Raw genomic sequence first — 16,933 nt, forward strand, 5'->3', positions numbered from 1 at the left:
GGCTTGCTGGTGATGAGGCCGGTACATCCGCCGTCTTGTCTGCGTGGCAAACATCGCCATCGCCAGCAAGCCGGCTCCTACAGGTTTCTGTGCAATCAGGCGTTCGGGGTCGGATCCTGCGCCTCGGTTTCTTCGCCTTCCGCTTCCGGGTTCAACAAGGCCGCGGCCTCTTCTTCAGCGGTGGTCTTCTTGCGTTGCAGCTTTTCCTCTTTCTTCTGCTCTTTGGCCAGGTCGCGCTGACGTTTGGCGAAGGAGTAATTGGGTTTGGCCATGGGCGATCCTCTGGGGTCGAAGGTGAGGTTGAGCGGCGCGTATTCTGCCTGTGTTCGTGGCGCAGCACACGAAACAATGGTTTTTCGCGACAGGCTTACCCCCAGAATAAAGGCTGGCCGGCGACTCTCCAAGGATTAAACCTCGCGCGAAGGCCTTTCAAAGGTACCACTGGCACCACAGGCGTAGGCGGCGAGCAAGTTTTGCAGCAGGCTGTTGATAGACATTTTAGACGCTCCGTTGAGTGAGAACGTCCTAATGTTAGAGGGCGCCAGTTCGTCTGGCTGGTTGATTGTATCCATCGAAGCGATAGCTTAGGATTGTATACAATTTCTTGATTCAGATCAGGGGGACTGATCTTGATTTCGGGCAGTCTTCCCATTTGATTCGCTGATTTTCATACCCTGCCTTGGAGATTCACCATGTTCGCCAAAGTTGTTGCGGTATCCCTGCTGGCCCTCGCCAGTGGCCAATTGCTTGCCGCCGAATGCAAGGTCGATGTCGACTCCACCGATCAGATGTCCTACACCGTCAAGGAAATCAGCATCGACAAGAGCTGCAAGACCTTTACCGTGAACCTGACTCATGCCGGCAGCCTGCCGAAGAATGTCATGGGCCATAACTGGGTGTTGAGCAAGACCGCCGATATGCCCGGGATTGCAACTGACGGCATGGCCGCCGGGATCGACAAGAACTACCTGAAGGATGGCGACACCCGGGTCATCGCCCATACCAAGATCATCGGTGCCGGCGAAAAGGATTCGGTCACCTTCGACGTGTCGAAACTGACAGCCGGTGAGAGCTATGAGTTTTTCTGCACGTTCCCGGGCCACAACTCGCTGATGAAGGGTTCGGTCGTACTCAAGTAACCCGCGTTGCCACCCTGGCTCCAGCGGTCAGGGTTGCTCCTTCATCTTCAGATTCAGGCGAATACGTTTACCTTGCAGGTCCTCCAGGCTCAGGGTTCCACCGAGTTTGGAGGGTTTGCGATTGCCGCCGATCAGCCGTCCCTGATCGTCCAGCGCGTGGCAAGTGAGTACCTGACCCGGTCCGGAGAGAGCATTGGGGTCGCTGCTCTCCCAGTCGCACAAGCCTTCATAGTGTTTTTCCCCCGAACTCGGAAAGCCCGACACGCCCGGTCGCAGGTTGTCGCGCACGGCGATCGAGCCGCTATGGGTGATGCTGCGATTCAGGGTGTCAGGTCCGTACAGCGCCTCGGTCTCGAAGCTCACTTCACTCAGATACAGTTTGCAGTCAGGCAATTCGTAGCCCAGGGGCACCTTGAAGTCCGTGCTGTGGGGCGTTTGCGCGAGCGCGGTATTGAAGTGCAGCACCGTGGGCTGATAGGGACAGCCGGTCTGGCTGGCTTTCGGGATGTAGTGGGCGTTGGCCTGCAAGGCGGTTCGCGCCGGCATCTGGGTGATCAACGAAAAGTGCGCGGCGCTGGGTTGGCCGGCGACAGGCTTGTCGGGGGGGCTGGCGGCGGTGGCGACCCAACAGATGACCCCGAAGGCTCCGAGCAACGGAAAGGACCAGGGGGATCGGAGCACGGGTTGCGCTTGCAACTTCGGGTATTTGCGATTGAGCAACATCGGGTGGGGTCCCTGCCAACAACAAGATGCGGCGAAGACTGCCCAGTGACCGATGCTGCCTCAAGCGTTACGCGGAAAAATAGACGCTTCCTACGACATTTCAGCCGAATAAATCACGGCGCAAATGGCATCTCACGCTTGTGATGAGTTTTTTCGTACGTCCGGCAGATGATGTCGAAGGCTTCCTGGCGTATCGGCTCGCCGTGCAGGAAGGCGTCGATCTCGGTATAGGTGACACCGTGGGAAGCTTCATCGGGCTTGCCCGGTGCCAGGTCTTCCAGGTCGGCGGTGGGGATCTTTTCCACCAGGAACTCTGGCGCGCCGAAGTGCCGGGCAATGGCCCGGACCTGGTTTTTCACCAAGCCGCTCAAGGGCGCGAGGTCGCAGGCGCCGTCACCGAACTTGGTGAAGAAACCCATCACCGCTTCCGCCGCGTGGTCGGTGCCGATCACCAGGCCATGGGCGGCGCCGGCGATGGTGTATTGCGCGACCATGCGCATGCGCGCCTTGGTATTGCCGAGGACGAAGTCCCGCGACACCGCGGCCTTGCCTTCGAAGGCCGCGACTTCGCCGGCCAGCGACTTGACGGCCGGGCCGATGTTCACCGTGTGGCGCTCGTCGGGGGCGATAAAGTCCACCGAGGCCTGGGCTTCGTGTTCGTCGAACTGGGTTTCGTACGGCAGGCGCACCGCAATGAAGCGGTAATCCAGGTTGCCGCTGCGCTCGCGCAGCTCACGCATGGCGCGCTGGGCCAGCAGGCCGGCGGTCAGCGAGTCGACGCCGCCGCTGATGCCCAGCACCAGCGTCTTGAGCCCTGAGTTCAGCAGGCAATCCTGGATAAAGGCGATCCGCCGCGCCACTTCGGCTTCGAGGGCGGCCTGGTTGGCGAACGGTGGCTGGACCTTGAGCTGTTCAGCAATCTGGCGCTGTACGGCTTGCATGATTCACTCCTTGCGGGATGGGGTCTGGAACGGGTTGATCGGTACGGCTTGGCGAGTCTCTAGCTGCTGACCTGGAACACATGGCGCAGGTAGGCGACGAAGTTCGGGTCCTTGCACTGGGCCTTGCCCGGCTCGTCGGAGATCTTCGCCACGGGCTGGCCGTTGCAGGCGGTCATTTTAAGCACGATGCTCATCGGTTCCACCCCCTCGATGTCGCAGGTGAGGTTGGTGCCGATGCCGAAGCTGACATTGATCCGACCGCGCAGCGCGCGGAATATCCCCAGGGCCTTGGGCAAACTGAGGCTGTCGGAAAACACCAGGGTCTTGCTCATCGGATCGATGCCCAACTGGTGATAACGATTGATGCATTTTTCGGCCCAGGTCACCGGGTCGCCGGAGTCGTGGCGCAAACCGTCGAAGAGCTTGGCGAAGTACAGATCGAAATCCTTGAGGAACGCATCGGTGGTGATGCAGTCGGTCAAGGCGATGCCGAGCAGGCCACGGTATTCGCGAACCCAGCAGTCGAGCGCGGCGATCTGGCTGTCGATCAGGCGCGGGCCGAGTTGCTGGTGGGCCATGATCCACTCGTGGGCCATGGTGCCCAGCGGCTTCATGTCGAACTCGCGCGCCAGGTGCACGTTGCTGGTGCCGACGAAGCGTCCGGGGAAGTCGTGCTTGAGCACGCCGACCACTTCTTCCTGAACCCGGTAGGAGAAACGTCGGCGGGTGCCGAAGTCGGCGACCTGCAGCTCGGCCAGTTCCTCGACGGAAGCGTTGGCGCTGAGCCAGTCGAACTTGCGATAGAGCTGTTCGCGGGCCTGGCTCAGCAGGGTTTCCTGATAGCGATAGCGGTTGCGCACTTCGCTGACGATGGCCAGCAGCGGCACTTCGAACAGAATCACATGTAGCCATGGGCCGCGCAGGCGGATAAACAACTCGCCGTTCTCGATCCCGGTGTGGATGTAGCGCAGGTTGAAGCGGAACAGGCCGAGGAAGCGCAGGAAGTCCGGCTTGAGGAAACTGATGCGTTCGAGGAAACCCAGCTGGTCGGCGCTCAGGCTCAGTTCCGCCAGACGTTCGATCTGGTAGCGGATTTCCGCCAGGTACGGACGCAGGTCTTCGCTGTTGCGGCAGCGGAAATCCCATTCGACTTCGACGTTGGGGTAGTTGTGCAGCACTGCCTGCATCATGGTCAGTTTGTAGAAGTCGGTGTCCAGCAGGTTCTGCACAATGCGATCGCCAAAGGCCTTATCGCTCATAACGGGTATCTCCATGCCGGTCGCGCGTTGCCGCCGTGTCCTGGCAGTTCTTGAATGAAGACCGCTAGTGGCGCATATCCGCTGGCGGTTTTACCAGCAATTTTTGTTGCTTGTGCCGGCCTCTTCGCGGGCAAGCACCGCTCCCACAGGTTCTCGGTCGTACATAGAACTCAGGTACGGCTCAAGACTGTGGGAGCGGAGCTTGCCCGCGAAGAGGCCCGAGAGAGCACAGGAAACCTCGCGGACGGCTCTCAAAGCTACACAGGGCTGTCGAGCTGCTCCAGCATCCAGGAGACGAAATCCCGCACCTTCGGTACCTCCGCCGAATGCTCCGGGTACGCCAGGTAATAGGCGTCGTGGTTGGGCATCGCATGGGGCCAGGCGAGCACCAGCTTGCCCTCGATCAGTTCCTCTTCGACCAGGAACCTGGGCAGCAAGGCCACGCCGCAGCCGACCTGGGCGGCGCGGATGCACATATAGAAGGTCTCGAAACGCGGCCCGTGGTAACTGTGCTCGGTGTGATAGCCCTGGCTGTCGAACCAGTCGTGCCAGGCCTGGGGGCGCGAGGCGTTCTGCAGCAGGACCAGTTCGCTCAACTGCGTCGGATCGCTGAAGGGTTGCGCCGGCAGGCAGGCCGGCGCGCACACTGCCACCAGCTCTTCGCCGAACAGCTTCACGCATTCGGTGCCCGGGCGCGAACCCTGGCCGAAATAGAACGCCAGGTCGCTACGGCCCTGCAGCAGGTCATCGGCTTCCTGTTCGTTGCACAGGTCCAGGTGGATATGCGGATGACGCAGGCGCCAGCCCTTGAGTCGTGGTACCAGCCAGCGGGCGCCGAAGGTCGAGGGCGTGGACACCCGCAGGACTTCGGTTTCACCACCGTAGGAACGCAGATAGTGGGTCGACATCTCCACCTGGGTCAGGATTTTTCGGACTTCCACCAGGTACAGATCCCCGGCGGGTGTCAGTTGCAAGCGTCGCCGTACCCGGCGAAACAGCAAGTGCTGCAACAGCTCTTCCAGCTGCGCCACCTGTTTGCTCACGGCGCTCTGGGTCAGGTTCAGCTCTTCTGCCGCGCGGGTGAAGCTCAGATGCCGGGTGACGGCCTCGAAGCATTGCAGGGCCGTGATCGAAGGCAGGTATCTTTTATTCAGCATGGACGGGCCTTTTTCTTCTGTCTTGCGCTGCATGAATAAATGGAATGATATCTCGCCTAATCGTCGTTTGTTGGCAAAGCTGAAGGCCGCTACAACTGAAGGTCTGAATCGTCGTGTTGTTTTCGACGCAAGCTTTCCGTTTTTTGCCTACAGGAGTGACCCCCATGGTTGCCGCATTGCTTGATCGTCTTGGTGTGAACCCGGCGCTGTATCAACAGGGCAAACAGCCCGTGCATTCGCCGATCGACGGTAGCCGCATCGCCGGCGTGAACTGGGAAGGCCCGGCCGAGGTCGAGCAGCAGGTCAGCCGTGCCGAGCACGCCTTTGATGCCTGGCGCAAGGTGCCGGCCCCGCGCCGTGGCGAACTGGTGCGCCAGCTCGGTGAAGTGCTGCGTGAATACAAGGCCGACCTCGGTGAGTTGGTCTCCTGGGAAGCCGGCAAGATCACCCAGGAAGGTCTGGGTGAAGTGCAGGAAATGATCGATATCTGCGACTTCGCCGTGGGCCTGTCGCGCCAGTTGTACGGTTTGACCATCGCTTCCGAGCGTCCGGGCCACCATATGCGTGAGTCCTGGCATCCTCTGGGTGTGGTCGGCGTCATCAGCGCCTTCAACTTCCCGGTTGCGGTCTGGGCCTGGAACACCACCCTGGCGTTGGTCTGCGGCAACGCGGTGATCTGGAAGCCGTCGGAGAAGACCCCGCTGACCGCGCTGGCCTGCCAGGCTCTGTTCGAGCGCGTGCTGAAAAACTTCAGCGATGCCCCCGAGTACCTGAGCCAGGTGATCATTGGTGGGCGTGACGCCGGTGCCGCCCTGGTCGATGACCCGCGCGTGGCGCTGATCAGCGCCACCGGCAGCACCCGGATGGGCCGCGAAGTGGCGCCGAAAGTCGCCGCGCGCTTTGCCCGCAGCATTCTTGAGCTGGGCGGTAACAACGCGATGATCCTCGGCCCGAGTGCCGACCTGGACATGGCGGTACGGGCGATTCTGTTCAGCGCCGTCGGGACCGCCGGCCAGCGCTGCACCAGCTTGCGGCGTCTGATTGCCCATGAATCGGTCAAGGCGGAGATTGTTACCCGTCTGAAAGCGGCTTATTCCAAGGTGCGTATCGGCCATCCGCTGGAAGGCAACCTGGTCGGTCCGCTGATCGACAAGCAGAGCTTCGAGAACATGCAGGACGCCCTGGAGCAGGCCCTGAGCGAGGGTGGTCGGGTGTTCGGTGGCGAACGTCAGTTGCAGGACAAATTCCCGAATGCCTATTACGTGTCGCCGGCCATCGTCGAGATGCCGGAGCAGAGCGAAGTGGTCTGCCACGAAACCTTTGCGCCAATCCTCTACGTGATCGGTTACAGCGAATTCGCCGAAGCCCTGCGTTTGAACAACGCGGTGCCGCAAGGCCTGTCGTCGTGCATCTTCACTACCGATGTGCGTGAGGCTGAACAGTTCATGTCGGCGGTGGGCAGCGACTGTGGCATTGCCAACGTCAACATCGGCCCGAGCGGTGCGGAGATCGGCGGCGCCTTCGGCGGCGAGAAGGAAACCGGTGGCGGTCGCGAATCGGGTTCGGACGCCTGGCGCGGCTACATGCGCCGCCAGACCAATACCGTGAACTACTCGCTGGAATTGCCGCTGGCCCAGGGCATCACCTTCGACTGAGGCTCTGCGCTCGGCCGCAATGTCCGGATGGGCGCGGATTCTGTAGGAGCCGGCTTGCTGGCGATGGCGTCCGTATGGACACCGCAAGGCTCAATGGCCTCATCGCTGGCAAGCCAGCTCCTACAGGGGCCGTGTTCGCCTTGACTGAGCGGTAGGAGGGCAATCTCCCTCGGCACAGTAGATCCTCTGCCACAAGGTCAGTCTGGAGTGTGTTTGTTGGGTTTCATTTTCGGAGTCTGGCAATGCCGTTACGCGAAGAATGTCTATGGGAAACACTGACGCCGCAGCGGCCTGAGGCGCCGTCCTTCAAGGGCGAGCTGAAGGTCGATGTCTGCGTCATCGGCGCCGGTATCACCGGGCTCTCGGCTGCGATTCACCTGCGTGAACAAGGCAAGAGTGTCTGTGTACTGGAAGCCCATCGCACCGGCCACGGCGGTTCCGGGCGTAATGTGGGGCTGGTCAATGCCGGGATGTGGATTCCCCCGGACGAGATCGAAGCCGGTTTCGGCGAAGCGGTGGGCGGCCAGCTCAACCGTATGTTGGGGGCGGCGCCGGCCCTGGTATTCAGCCTGGTGGACAAGCATGGCATCGATTGCCAGCTACGCCGCGAAGGTACCTTGCATATGGCCCACAACGCCAAGGGCGAGGCCGATCTGCGCAGCCGCGAAGCGCAGTGGAAACGGCGCGGTGCACCGGTGCAACTGCTGACTGGCAAGGACTGCGAAACCGCCACTGGCACGAAAAAAATCGGCGCCGCCTTGCTCGACCGACGTGCCGGCACCCTCAACCCCATGGCTTACACCTCGGGTCTGGCCAAGGCCGCGTCGCGGCTGGGGGCGCAGTTGTTCGATCATTCCCCGGTCACCCGCCTGGAACGCCAGGGCCAGCGCTGGTCGGTGCAGACCGCCGAGGGCGCGGTCAGCGCCGAACAGGTGGTGATGGCGTCCAATGCCTACACCGAAGGCGACTGGACCGAGCTGCGGCGCAACTTCTTTCCAGGCTACTACTACCAGGTTGCGTCCAGTCCGCTGACCGAAGAGGCCGCGCGGCAGATCCTGCCGGGCGGGCAGGGCTCCTGGGATACCCGTCAGGTGCTCAGCAGCATTCGTCGCGATGCCGACGGTCGCCTGTTACTGGGCAGCCTGGGCAATGGCAACCAGAAACCGACGTGGTTCCTGCGGGCCTGGGCCGACCGGGTGCAGCAGCACTATTTCCCCTACCTGAAGAAGGTCGACTGGGAGTGCACCTGGACCGGTTGTATCGCCTTTACCCCCGACCATCTGATGCGCCTGTTCGAACCGGCGCCCGGTTTAGTGGCAGTCACCGGTTATAACGGACGTGGGGTGACCACGGGTACGGTGGTCGGCAAGGCGTTCGCCGATTACCTGTGTAACGGAAATCCTCAGGCCCTGCCGATTCCCTTCGCACCCATGCGTCCGATCCCGGCGGTGGGCCTGCGCAGTGGTCTCTACGAGGCCGGTTTTTCGCTGTATCACGCGGGCCAGTGCCTGCGGATTGTCATTTGATACAACAAAAAAAGCTGATTCGGACGGTGCTTTTGTTCGAGACAGCTAGCCTGTAATGGTGCGCGATGTAGCAGTCGCGCACCGCGAGTGTGCACTTCGGTGACGCACGTTGTTACAGGGCGGTTGCACACCCTTTGGCGCCACGGTTGCAATAGTGGCACCGATTGGTTGCACCTTTTTTATGGAAAGGTTCCACCTCCCGCGGTTTAGACGGTTGCACGCCCAGTTAAAAAGGGCCCGAAACAGTCCATAAAACAATAAGACAGCGACTTTTTGCAGAACAAAAAACCTATGGCACGCCCCTTGCTCTGAGCATTCATTGAAGTCGCAGTGCCAACTAAAAAAACCTTGGAGCACCACCTCATGTCCCAGACGTTTTACAAGAAAGGCTTTGTAGCCCTCGCAGTGGCTGCTGCATTGGGTGTTTCTGCGTTTGCTCAGGCTGACGTCAAGATCGGCGTAGCGGGTCCGATGACCGGCGCCAACGCTTCTTTCGGCGAGCAGTACATGAAAGGTGCACAAGCGGCGGCGGATGCTATCAACGCGGCCGGTGGCGTCAACGGCGAAAAAATCGTCCTGGTCAAGGGCGATGATGCCTGTGAGCCAAAACAGGCGGTAACGGTCGCCAAGGACCTGAGCAACCAGAAAGTCGCCGGCGTCGTCGGGCACTTCTGTTCCTCTTCCACCATCCCGGCTTCGGAGATCTACGACGAAGCGGGCATCATCGCGATCACCCCGGGCTCTACCAACCCTCAGGTGACCGAGCGCGGTCTGGGTGCGATGTTCCGTATGTGTGGTCGTGACGACCAGCAGGGCATCGTGGCCGGCAACTACATCGTCGATGTGCTCAAGGGCAAGAAAGTCGCGGTCATCCACGACAAGGACACCTATGGCCAAGGCCTGGCGGATGCCACCAAGGCCCAGTTGATCAAGCGCGGTGTGACCCCGGTGATCTACGAAGGCCTGACCCGTGGCGAGAAGGATTTCAGCGCCCTGGTGACCAAGATCCGTGCCGCCGGTGCCGATGTGGTTTACTTCGGCGGTCTGCACCCGGAAGCCGGTCCACTGGTCAAGCAACTGCGCACTGAAGGCTTGAAGGACGTCAAGTTCATGTCCGATGACGGCATCGTCACCGACGAACTGGTGACCACTGCCGGTGGTCCGCAATACGTCGACGGCGTACTCATGACCTTCGGCGCCGACCCACGTCTGCTGCCGGACAGCAAGGCGGTCGTTGACCAGTTCCGCAAGTCGGGCTACGAGCCGGAAGGTTACACCCTCTATGCCTACGCCTCGGTACAGACCCTGGCGGCGGCTTTCAATGGTGCCAAGTCGAACAAGGGCGAAGAGGCGGCCAAGTGGCTGAAAGCGCACCCGGTCAAAACCGTGATGGGCGAGAAGACCTGGGACGCCAAGGGCGACCTGAAGATCTCCGACTACGTGGTTTACCAGTGGGACGCGAGCGGCAAATACCACCAGCTGGAAAAACAGAAGTGACATGACGGCCTGACTCGGCTGGCGCCCCGTGCGCCGGCCTGTCGCCACGCGTGTCGTGCAGTACCTGTCTTTTCTCGTAGAACTGCACATGGCTGTGCTGCGACGGCGGTTGAACCCCGGTCCGTCGCGGTGCGCTTCTGTGCAGTCTCTCAAATGCGTGAGATTGCGTTATGGATGGTATTTTCCTGCAGCAACTGGTCAACGGCCTGACCCTCGGGTCGGTCTATGGCCTGATCGCCATCGGCTACACAATGGTCTATGGCATCATCGGCATGATCAACTTCGCCCACGGCGAGGTTTACATGATTTCCGCTTACCTCGCGGCAATCAGTCTGGCTCTGCTGGCTTACTTCGGTATTGAATCCTTCCCGCTCCTGATGCTCGGCACGTTGGTCTTCACCATCATCGTCACTGGGGTGTATGGCTGGGTCATCGAGCGCATCGCCTACAAACCCCTGCGCAACTCCACCCGTCTGGCACCGCTGATCAGTGCCATCGGTATTTCGCTGATCCTGCAGAACTACGCGCAGATCGCCCAGGGCGCCAAGCAGCAGGGCGTACCGACGCTGCTCACCGGCGCCTGGCGCGTCGATGTCGGTACCGGCTTTGTCCAGCTCACCTACACCAAGGTCTTTATCCTGGTGGCCGCGTTCCTCGGCATGGGCCTGCTGACCTATGTCATCAAGTACACCAAGTTGGGCCGCATGTGTCGCGCGACCCAGCAAGACCGCAAGATGGCTTCGATCCTCGGGATCAACACCGATCGGGTGATTTCCTATGTGTTCATCATCGGTGCGGCCATGGCGGCCCTGGCCGGTGTGTTGATCACCATGAACTACGGCACTTTCGACTTCTACGCCGGCTTCGTCATCGGCATCAAGGCGTTTACCGCCGCGGTGCTCGGCGGTATCGGCTCGCTGCCGGGCGCCATGCTGGGCGGGATCATCCTCGGCATCTCCGAATCGCTGTTCTCCGGCCTGGTCAACTCGGATTACAAGGACGTGTTCAGCTTCTCGCTGCTGGTCCTGGTACTGGTCTTTCGGCCGCAAGGCCTGTTGGGCCGTCCTCTTGTGTCGAAGGTGTAAGCAATGTCCTCAACCACTCAAAAATCGCTCGATATCAAAAAAAGCCTGGTTGACGCCATTCTCGCCGGCCTGGTCGCACTGATTGTCTTCGGCCCCATCGTCGGGGTTGTCCTGGAGGGCTACAGCTTCAACCTGCAACCCACCCGCGTCGCCTGGCTGGTGGCGATTGTGATGCTCGGTCGTTTTGCCCTCAGCCTGTTCCTGCAAACGCCCAAGGGCTTGCGGATTCTCGACGGTTTCGAGAGCACCGGCTCCGGCGTGCATGTGCTGGCGCCGGACTACAAGTCGCGCCTGCGCTGGATCATCCCGATCATGATCGCGATCGCGGTGATCTTTCCGGTGTTCGCCAACTCCTACCTGTTGGGCGTGGTGATCCTCGGCCTGATCTACGTCTTGCTCGGTCTTGGCCTGAACATCGTGGTGGGCCTCGCCGGTCTGCTCGACCTGGGCTACGTGGCGTTCTACGCCATCGGTGCCTATGGCCTGGCGCTGGGTTACCAGTATCTGGGGCTGGGCTTCTGGACCGTCCTGCCGCTGGCCGCCATCACTGCCGCGCTGGCGGGTTGCATCCTCGGCTTCCCGGTCCTGCGCCTGCACGGTGACTACCTGGCCATCGTGACCCTGGGGTTCGGCGAGATCATCCGTTTGATCCTCAACAACTGGCTGTCGCTGACCGGCGGCCCGAACGGCATGCCGGCACCGCTGCCGACCTTCTTCGGCCTGGAGTTCGGCAAGCGCGCGAAGGAGGGCGGGATTCCCTTCCATGAGTTCTTCGGTATCGCCTACAACCCGGATGTGAAGTTCTATTTCATCTACACCGTGCTGTTCCTCGTGGTTCTGGCCGTGCTCTACATCAAGCATCGCCTGACCCGCATGCCGGTGGGCCGCGCCTGGGAAGCCTTGCGTGAAGACGAGATCGCCTGCCGCGCCATGGGCTTGAACCACGTGCTGGTGAAACTCTCGGCATTCACCCTGGGCGCGTCCACCGCCGGTCTGGCCGGGGTGTTCTTCGCCACCTACCAGGGCTTCGTCAACCCGACCTCCTTCACCTTCTTCGAGTCCGCGCTGATCCTCGCCATCGTCGTGCTGGGCGGCATGGGCTCGACCATCGGTGTGGTGATCGCGGCCTTTGTCCTGACCGTGGCGCCGGAGCTGCTGCGCAGCTTCGCCGAGTACCGCGTGTTGCTGTTCGGCGTATTGATGGTGTTGATGATGATCTGGCGGCCACGTGGCCTGATCCGCATCAGCCGCACCGGGGTGACCCCACGCAAGGGCGTCCTGGTGGGAGGGACTGGCCAATGAGTAATGACATCGTTCTGAAAGTCGACAAGCTGATGATGCACTTCGGGGGGATCAAGGCCCTCAGCGACGTCAGCCTGCAAGTCAAACGCAACTCGATCTTCGCCCTGATCGGCCCCAACGGCGCGGGCAAGACCACGGTGTTCAACTGCCTGACCGGCTTCTACAAGGCCACCGGCGGCAAGATCGAACTGAATGTACGCGACAAGCGCACCAACGTGATCCAGCTGCTGGGTGAATCCTTTCGCCTGGGGGATTTCGCTTCGCCGAAAACCTTCTTCAGCCGGCTTTACTACAAGATGTTCGGCGGCACCCACCTGGTGAACCGTGCGGGCCTGGCCCGGACCTTCCAGAACATTCGCCTGTTCAAGGAAATGTCGGTGCTGGAGAACCTGCTGGTGGCCCAGCACATGTGGGTCAACCGCAACATGCTCTCCGGCATCCTCAATACCAAGGGCTACCGCAAGGCTGAAAGCGATGCCCTGGACACCGCGTTCTACTGGCTGGAAGTGGTCGACCTGGTGGACTGCGCCAACCGCCTGGCCGGTGAGTTGTCCTACGGCCAGCAACGCCGCCTGGAAATTGCCCGAGCCATGTGCACGCGGCCGCAGATCATCTGTCTCGACGAACCGGCGGCGGGCCTCAACCCCCAGGAAACCGAAGCGCTGAGCGCGATGATCCGGCTGCTGCGCGACGAGCACGACCTGACCGTGGTGCTGATCGAACACGACATGGGCATGGTCATGAGCATTTCCGACCACATCGTGGTACTGGACCACGGCAATGTGATTGCCGAGGGTGGTCCGCAAGACATCCGTAACGACCCGAAAGTGATTGCCGCCTACCTGGGCGCCGATGAAGAGGAGCTGGTATGAGTCAACCTATCCTCGAACTGAAGAACCTGGAAGTGTTCTACGGACCGATCCAGGCCCTGAAAAAAGTCTCACTGCACATCAACGAAGGCGAAACCGTCAGCCTGATCGGTTCCAACGGCGCGGGCAAGTCGACGCTGCTGATGTCGATCTTCGGCCAGCCGCGGGCCGCCGCCGGGGAGATTATCTACCGGGGGGTCGACATCACCCACAAGTCGTCCCACTACATCGCCTCCAACGGCATTGCCCAGTCGCCGGAAGGTCGCCGGGTGTTCCCGGACATGACCGTGGAAGAGAACCTGCAGATGGGCACTATCCCCATTGGCGACCGGTTCGTCGACGAGGACATGCAGCGCATGTTCGAGTTGTTTCCACGGCTCAAGGAGCGGCGCAACCAGCGGGCCATGACCATGTCCGGCGGCGAGCAGCAGATGCTGGCGATCGCCCGGGCGCTGATGAGCCGGCCCAAGCTGCTGTTGCTGGACGAACCGAGCCTGGGGCTGGCGCCGATCGTGGTGAAGCAGATCTTCGCCACCCTGCGCGAGCTGGCGGCCTCGGGCATGACCATCTTCCTGGTGGAGCAAAACGCCAACCACGCGCTGCGCTTGTCGGACCGGGCCTATGTGATGGTCAACGGCGAGATTCGCCTGAGCGGTACCGGCAAGGAGCTGCTGGTCAACGAGGAGGTGCGTAACGCCTACCTGGGCGGGCATTGAGCCCTCGCAACAGCGGTTGACAAGGTCACTGTAGGAGCCGGCTTGCCGGCGATGACGCCCTGAAGTCTTGCGTCGCGTTGACGAACGCCATCGCCGGCAAGCCGGCTCCTACAGGTTATGCGCCACCCTGAAACGCCCCGTGATCTTCGGATCCGGGGCGTTTTTTTTTCCTGTCCACAGCCTGGATCGGAAATTGTGGAAAACAATCTGCGCAACCTGCCAAAGTGCGACATGAAACCGCTGCAAATGATTGTTTTGTCATCAATTTGACTTGTCCCCGTTTGCTGTGGAGGTGGCTGTGGGTAACGTGGGAGTAGCTGGCTGAGAGCCTTTGAAACCGTGGCTCGCAGCGCGTTGGTTGTTTTTTGATCGGCTCTGTTTTGCAGAGCGCAAGGTGATTTTGTCAACAGGTTTATTGTCACACCTTGCGCCTGGAAAACACCCGGCACAGCCTGTGGATAACTCTGTGGGCAAACTCTGGAAACATGTCCCCGGACGGCGTAGTTACTGGCCTGGAGCCACTGGGGTGAAATCGTCCACCGGGGCTTTTTCCGCGATGGCTGCACAACGGGTGTTACGGGGTCAAGGGAAAAACTTTGGAAAAAGCGCTGGAGGCCTTGTGTACAGTGCGGTGGAGGGTTTTCGAGTTGCCCCCGGATACTGTGGACGGGGCTGTGGATAAGGTGCGTACAGCAGGCTCCAGGCCACGGCTTGTCTGGCTTTGCTGCGATTGATCGTTTTTTGTACAGAGTTGTGCCGTGCAAGATTCCATTTCTTCACTGGCCGGCGTTGAGGCATGCTGCGCAACGACCGTATTCATATCTGGCGGCCCACGGGCCGAGCAAGGAGAACTCCATGACATCCACGTTGTTTATCACGGGCGCGACTTCCGGTTTTGGCGAGGCTTGTGCCCGTCGTTTTGCCGAGGCCGGCTGGAAGCTGGTGCTTACCGGCCGTCGCGAAGAGCGCCTGAATGCCCTGTGTGCGGAGCTGTCGCAGCAGACCGAAGTGCATGGCCTGGTGCTGGATGTGCGCGACCGCAAGGCCATGGAAGATGCCATTGCCAACCTGCCGCCGAGCTTCGCCAAGCTGCGTGGGCTGATCAACAACGCGGGCCTGGCTCTGGGGGTCGACCCGGCGCCCAAATGCGACCTGGACGATTGGGACACCATGGTCGACACCAACATCAAGGGCCTGATGTACAGCACCCGTCTTCTGCTGCCACGGTTGATTGCCCATGGGCGTGGGGCGGGGATCATCAACCTGGGTTCGATTGCCGGCAACTACCCGTACCCGGGCAGCCATGTCTATGGGGCGAGCAAGGCGTTCGTCAAACAGTTCTCCCTGAACCTGCGCTGCGACTTGCAGGGCACGGGCGTGCGGGTGACGAATATCGAGCCGGGGCTGTGTGAAAGCGAGTTCTCGCTGGTGCGGTTTGCCGGTGACCAGGCGCGTTACGACGCGACCTATGCCGGCGCCGAGCCGATCCAGCCGCAGGACATCGCCGATACGATTTTCTGGGTGCTCAACACCCCGGCCCACATCAATATCAACAGCCTTGAGCTGATGCCGGTGAGCCAGACCTGGAGCGGGTTTGCCATTGAGCGGAACAAGGGCTGATAGGCGTTTGTGAAACCTGTAGGAGCCGGCTTGCCGGCGATGGCGGCCGAAAGATCGATGCAGGGCTCAAGGGCCTCATCGCCGGCAAGCCGGCGCCTACAGGGATCAAGGCTCAGCCGAAATACTCGGCCAGGCCGCTCAGGCAGGTCGCCAGGTGATAAGGCGTGGTCGACGGCATATCGCGCCGGCTGACCTTGCCCTTGGCGTCCAGGCATTCGTGCCAGCCAGCCGGGTGCAGGAAGTGCTGCTGCAAGGCGGCCAACTGACGCTGCAAGCGCGCCGAGTTATCCACACGCAAGGTTAGCGCTCGCAGGTATTCGGCCTGGGCCCAGATGCGTTGGGTGCCGTCGCGCAGGTTGCCGTTGGTGTCGAGCATACTGTTGACCGCGCCGCTGTGCGGATCAACCCCTGACTGCTCGGCAAACGCGAACGCGCGATCCAGTGAGCCATGCAGCGCCGTGCCACGCAGCAAGGGCGATGATTCCAGCAGGAACAGCCATTCGAACTGATGGCCCGGTTCGAACCAGTTATCCACAGCTCCCAGCGGTTTCTCCAGCATCACGCCGTGATGACGGTCGATAAAGCGTTGCTGCATGGCGGCGACCAGAGCCAGCAATGCCTCCTGCGTGGCGGCATCTTCGCGTACCGACAAGGTGGCCAGAAAGGCTTCGGCCAGGTGCATCAACGGGTTCTGCAGCGGCCCGCTGCCCAGCGGCGACCAGTCGCGCTCCAGGCTCGCCTCATACAGGCCGTCGCCATTGGCGAAGCGCACGGCGATCACTTCCAGGGCGGCGTTGAGCACAGACTCGACCAATGGCTCGCGGACCTTGGCCCAGTAGTGGGCACAGGCGAAGAGAATGAAGGCGTGGGTGTAGAGATCCTTGCGGGTGTCCAGCGGCTTGCCTTGCGGGTCGATGCTGTAGAACCAGCCGCCGTACTCGGCATCGTGGAAATGCCGTTGCAATGAGCGGAACAGCGCGCTGGCGCGCTCACCGGCGGCCGGGAAGGCGGCATCGCCGATCAGGCTGGAAAACAGATACAGTTGCCGGGCGCAGGCCATGGCGCGATAGCGTTGCGCGGGCAACGGCCGATGGTCGGCGTCCAGTGCCTCGTAGGGCAGCGCCATATCGGCATTCCAGCCGGGGCCTTGCCACAGCGGCACGATGACCTGGCGGAAATGGTCTTGCACGGTGTTGAACAGTGCGCTCAATTCAGGCGTGGAGGCGGAGCTGGAAACATCGGGCATTGGCTGGCGTCGTCAGGGCAAGGGCAGTTGCGCGACATGTTAACAGGCGGCCGCTGGCGATGCTGTTCCTTGTGGTGAGCGAGTTTGCTCCAATCAATGCCATTCACTTAAGGCCGAACACGGTTCCTGTGGGAGCAGAGCTTGCTCGCGAAGAGGCCAGTGAGAACGCTAAAGGCTTCGCGGGCAAGCTCCGCTCCC

General features: G+C 61.2%; 15 protein-coding genes. 9 read left to right on the forward strand and 6 right to left on the reverse strand.

The window, feature by feature from the left end; all coding sequences use genetic code 11:
- Nucleotides 1–95 precede the first annotated feature (95 nt).
- Nucleotides 96–272: a hypothetical protein gene (locus tag AC07VG_RS14575; protein WP_177144542.1), complete on the reverse strand. Its 177-nt coding sequence runs from the start codon at nucleotides 270–272 to the stop codon at nucleotides 96–98.
- Nucleotides 273–692: 420 nt separating this feature from the next.
- Here AC07VG_RS14575 and azu point away from each other — a divergent pair, with 420 nt between their 5' ends.
- A complete protein-coding gene (azu, locus tag AC07VG_RS14580) occupies nucleotides 693–1,139 on the forward strand; it encodes an azurin (RefSeq protein ID WP_495001309.1) in 447 nt (148 codons plus the stop codon).
- 27 nt (nucleotides 1,140–1,166) lie between these two features.
- Here azu and AC07VG_RS14585 read toward each other — a convergent pair whose 3' ends face one another.
- The 4 genes from AC07VG_RS14585 to AC07VG_RS14600 form a co-directional block, all read right to left on the reverse strand.
- Nucleotides 1,167–1,862 (reverse strand): hypothetical protein, encoded by a 696-nt coding sequence (locus AC07VG_RS14585; protein WP_495021400.1) that lies wholly within the window; start codon nucleotides 1,860–1,862, stop codon nucleotides 1,167–1,169.
- Nucleotides 1,863–1,975: 113 nt separating this feature from the next.
- Complete coding sequence (nadE, locus tag AC07VG_RS14590; RefSeq protein ID WP_495001311.1) at nucleotides 1,976–2,803, reverse strand: NAD(+) synthase; 828 nt, start codon at nucleotides 2,801–2,803, stop codon at nucleotides 1,976–1,978.
- Between the two features lie 59 nt (nucleotides 2,804–2,862).
- Complete coding sequence (gene pncB / locus AC07VG_RS14595; protein ID WP_495001312.1) at nucleotides 2,863–4,062, reverse strand: nicotinate phosphoribosyltransferase; 1,200 nt, start codon at nucleotides 4,060–4,062, stop codon at nucleotides 2,863–2,865.
- Nucleotides 4,063–4,319: 257 nt separating this feature from the next.
- On the reverse strand, nucleotides 4,320–5,219 hold the full coding sequence (locus AC07VG_RS14600; protein ID WP_495021401.1) for a LysR family transcriptional regulator: 900 nt from the start codon (nucleotides 5,217–5,219) through the stop codon (nucleotides 4,320–4,322).
- A gap of 164 nt (nucleotides 5,220–5,383) precedes the next feature.
- Between AC07VG_RS14600 and amaB the strand changes: the two genes are divergently transcribed.
- The 8 genes from amaB (at nucleotide 5,384) to AC07VG_RS14640 (ending at nucleotide 15,489) form a co-directional block, all read left to right on the forward strand.
- Complete coding sequence (amaB, locus tag AC07VG_RS14605) at nucleotides 5,384–6,874, forward strand: L-piperidine-6-carboxylate dehydrogenase (protein ID WP_495001314.1); 1,491 nt, start codon at nucleotides 5,384–5,386, stop codon at nucleotides 6,872–6,874.
- Nucleotides 6,875–7,116: 242 nt separating this feature from the next.
- The gene (gene amaA / locus AC07VG_RS14610) at nucleotides 7,117–8,400 is read left to right on the forward strand and encodes an L-pipecolate oxidase (protein WP_495001315.1); all 1,284 of its coding nucleotides are present in this window, start codon (nucleotides 7,117–7,119) and stop codon (nucleotides 8,398–8,400) included.
- A 363-nt stretch (nucleotides 8,401–8,763) separates the two neighbouring features.
- Nucleotides 8,764–9,897, forward strand: a complete 1,134-nt coding sequence (locus tag AC07VG_RS14615; protein ID WP_177098582.1) for a branched-chain amino acid ABC transporter substrate-binding protein — start codon at nucleotides 8,764–8,766, stop codon at nucleotides 9,895–9,897.
- Nucleotides 9,898–10,067: 170 nt separating this feature from the next.
- Complete coding sequence (locus tag AC07VG_RS14620; protein ID WP_100939679.1) at nucleotides 10,068–10,982, forward strand: ABC transporter permease subunit; 915 nt, start codon at nucleotides 10,068–10,070, stop codon at nucleotides 10,980–10,982.
- Nucleotides 10,983–10,985: 3 nt separating this feature from the next.
- Entirely contained in the window at nucleotides 10,986–12,284 is a 1,299-nt protein-coding gene (livM, locus tag AC07VG_RS14625; protein ID WP_495001316.1) for a high-affinity branched-chain amino acid ABC transporter permease LivM, read from the forward strand.
- A complete protein-coding gene (locus tag AC07VG_RS14630) occupies nucleotides 12,281–13,156 on the forward strand; it encodes an ABC transporter ATP-binding protein (RefSeq protein ID WP_495001317.1) in 876 nt (291 codons plus the stop codon). The genes livM and AC07VG_RS14630 overlap by 4 nt, the downstream gene beginning before the upstream one ends.
- On the forward strand, nucleotides 13,153–13,869 hold the full coding sequence (locus AC07VG_RS14635; protein ID WP_121136216.1) for an ABC transporter ATP-binding protein: 717 nt from the start codon (nucleotides 13,153–13,155) through the stop codon (nucleotides 13,867–13,869). The genes AC07VG_RS14630 and AC07VG_RS14635 overlap by 4 nt, the downstream gene beginning before the upstream one ends.
- An 855-nt stretch (nucleotides 13,870–14,724) precedes the next feature.
- Nucleotides 14,725–15,489 (forward strand): SDR family oxidoreductase, encoded by a 765-nt coding sequence (locus AC07VG_RS14640; RefSeq protein WP_495001318.1) that lies wholly within the window; start codon nucleotides 14,725–14,727, stop codon nucleotides 15,487–15,489.
- Between the two features lie 112 nt (nucleotides 15,490–15,601).
- Here AC07VG_RS14640 and AC07VG_RS14645 read toward each other — a convergent pair whose 3' ends face one another.
- Nucleotides 15,602–16,735 (reverse strand): AGE family epimerase/isomerase, encoded by a 1,134-nt coding sequence (locus AC07VG_RS14645; protein ID WP_495001319.1) that lies wholly within the window; start codon nucleotides 16,733–16,735, stop codon nucleotides 15,602–15,604.
- Nucleotides 16,736–16,933 lie beyond the last annotated feature (198 nt).

The organism is Pseudomonas sp. GW821-FHT03C07 (genome assembly GCF_059420925.1).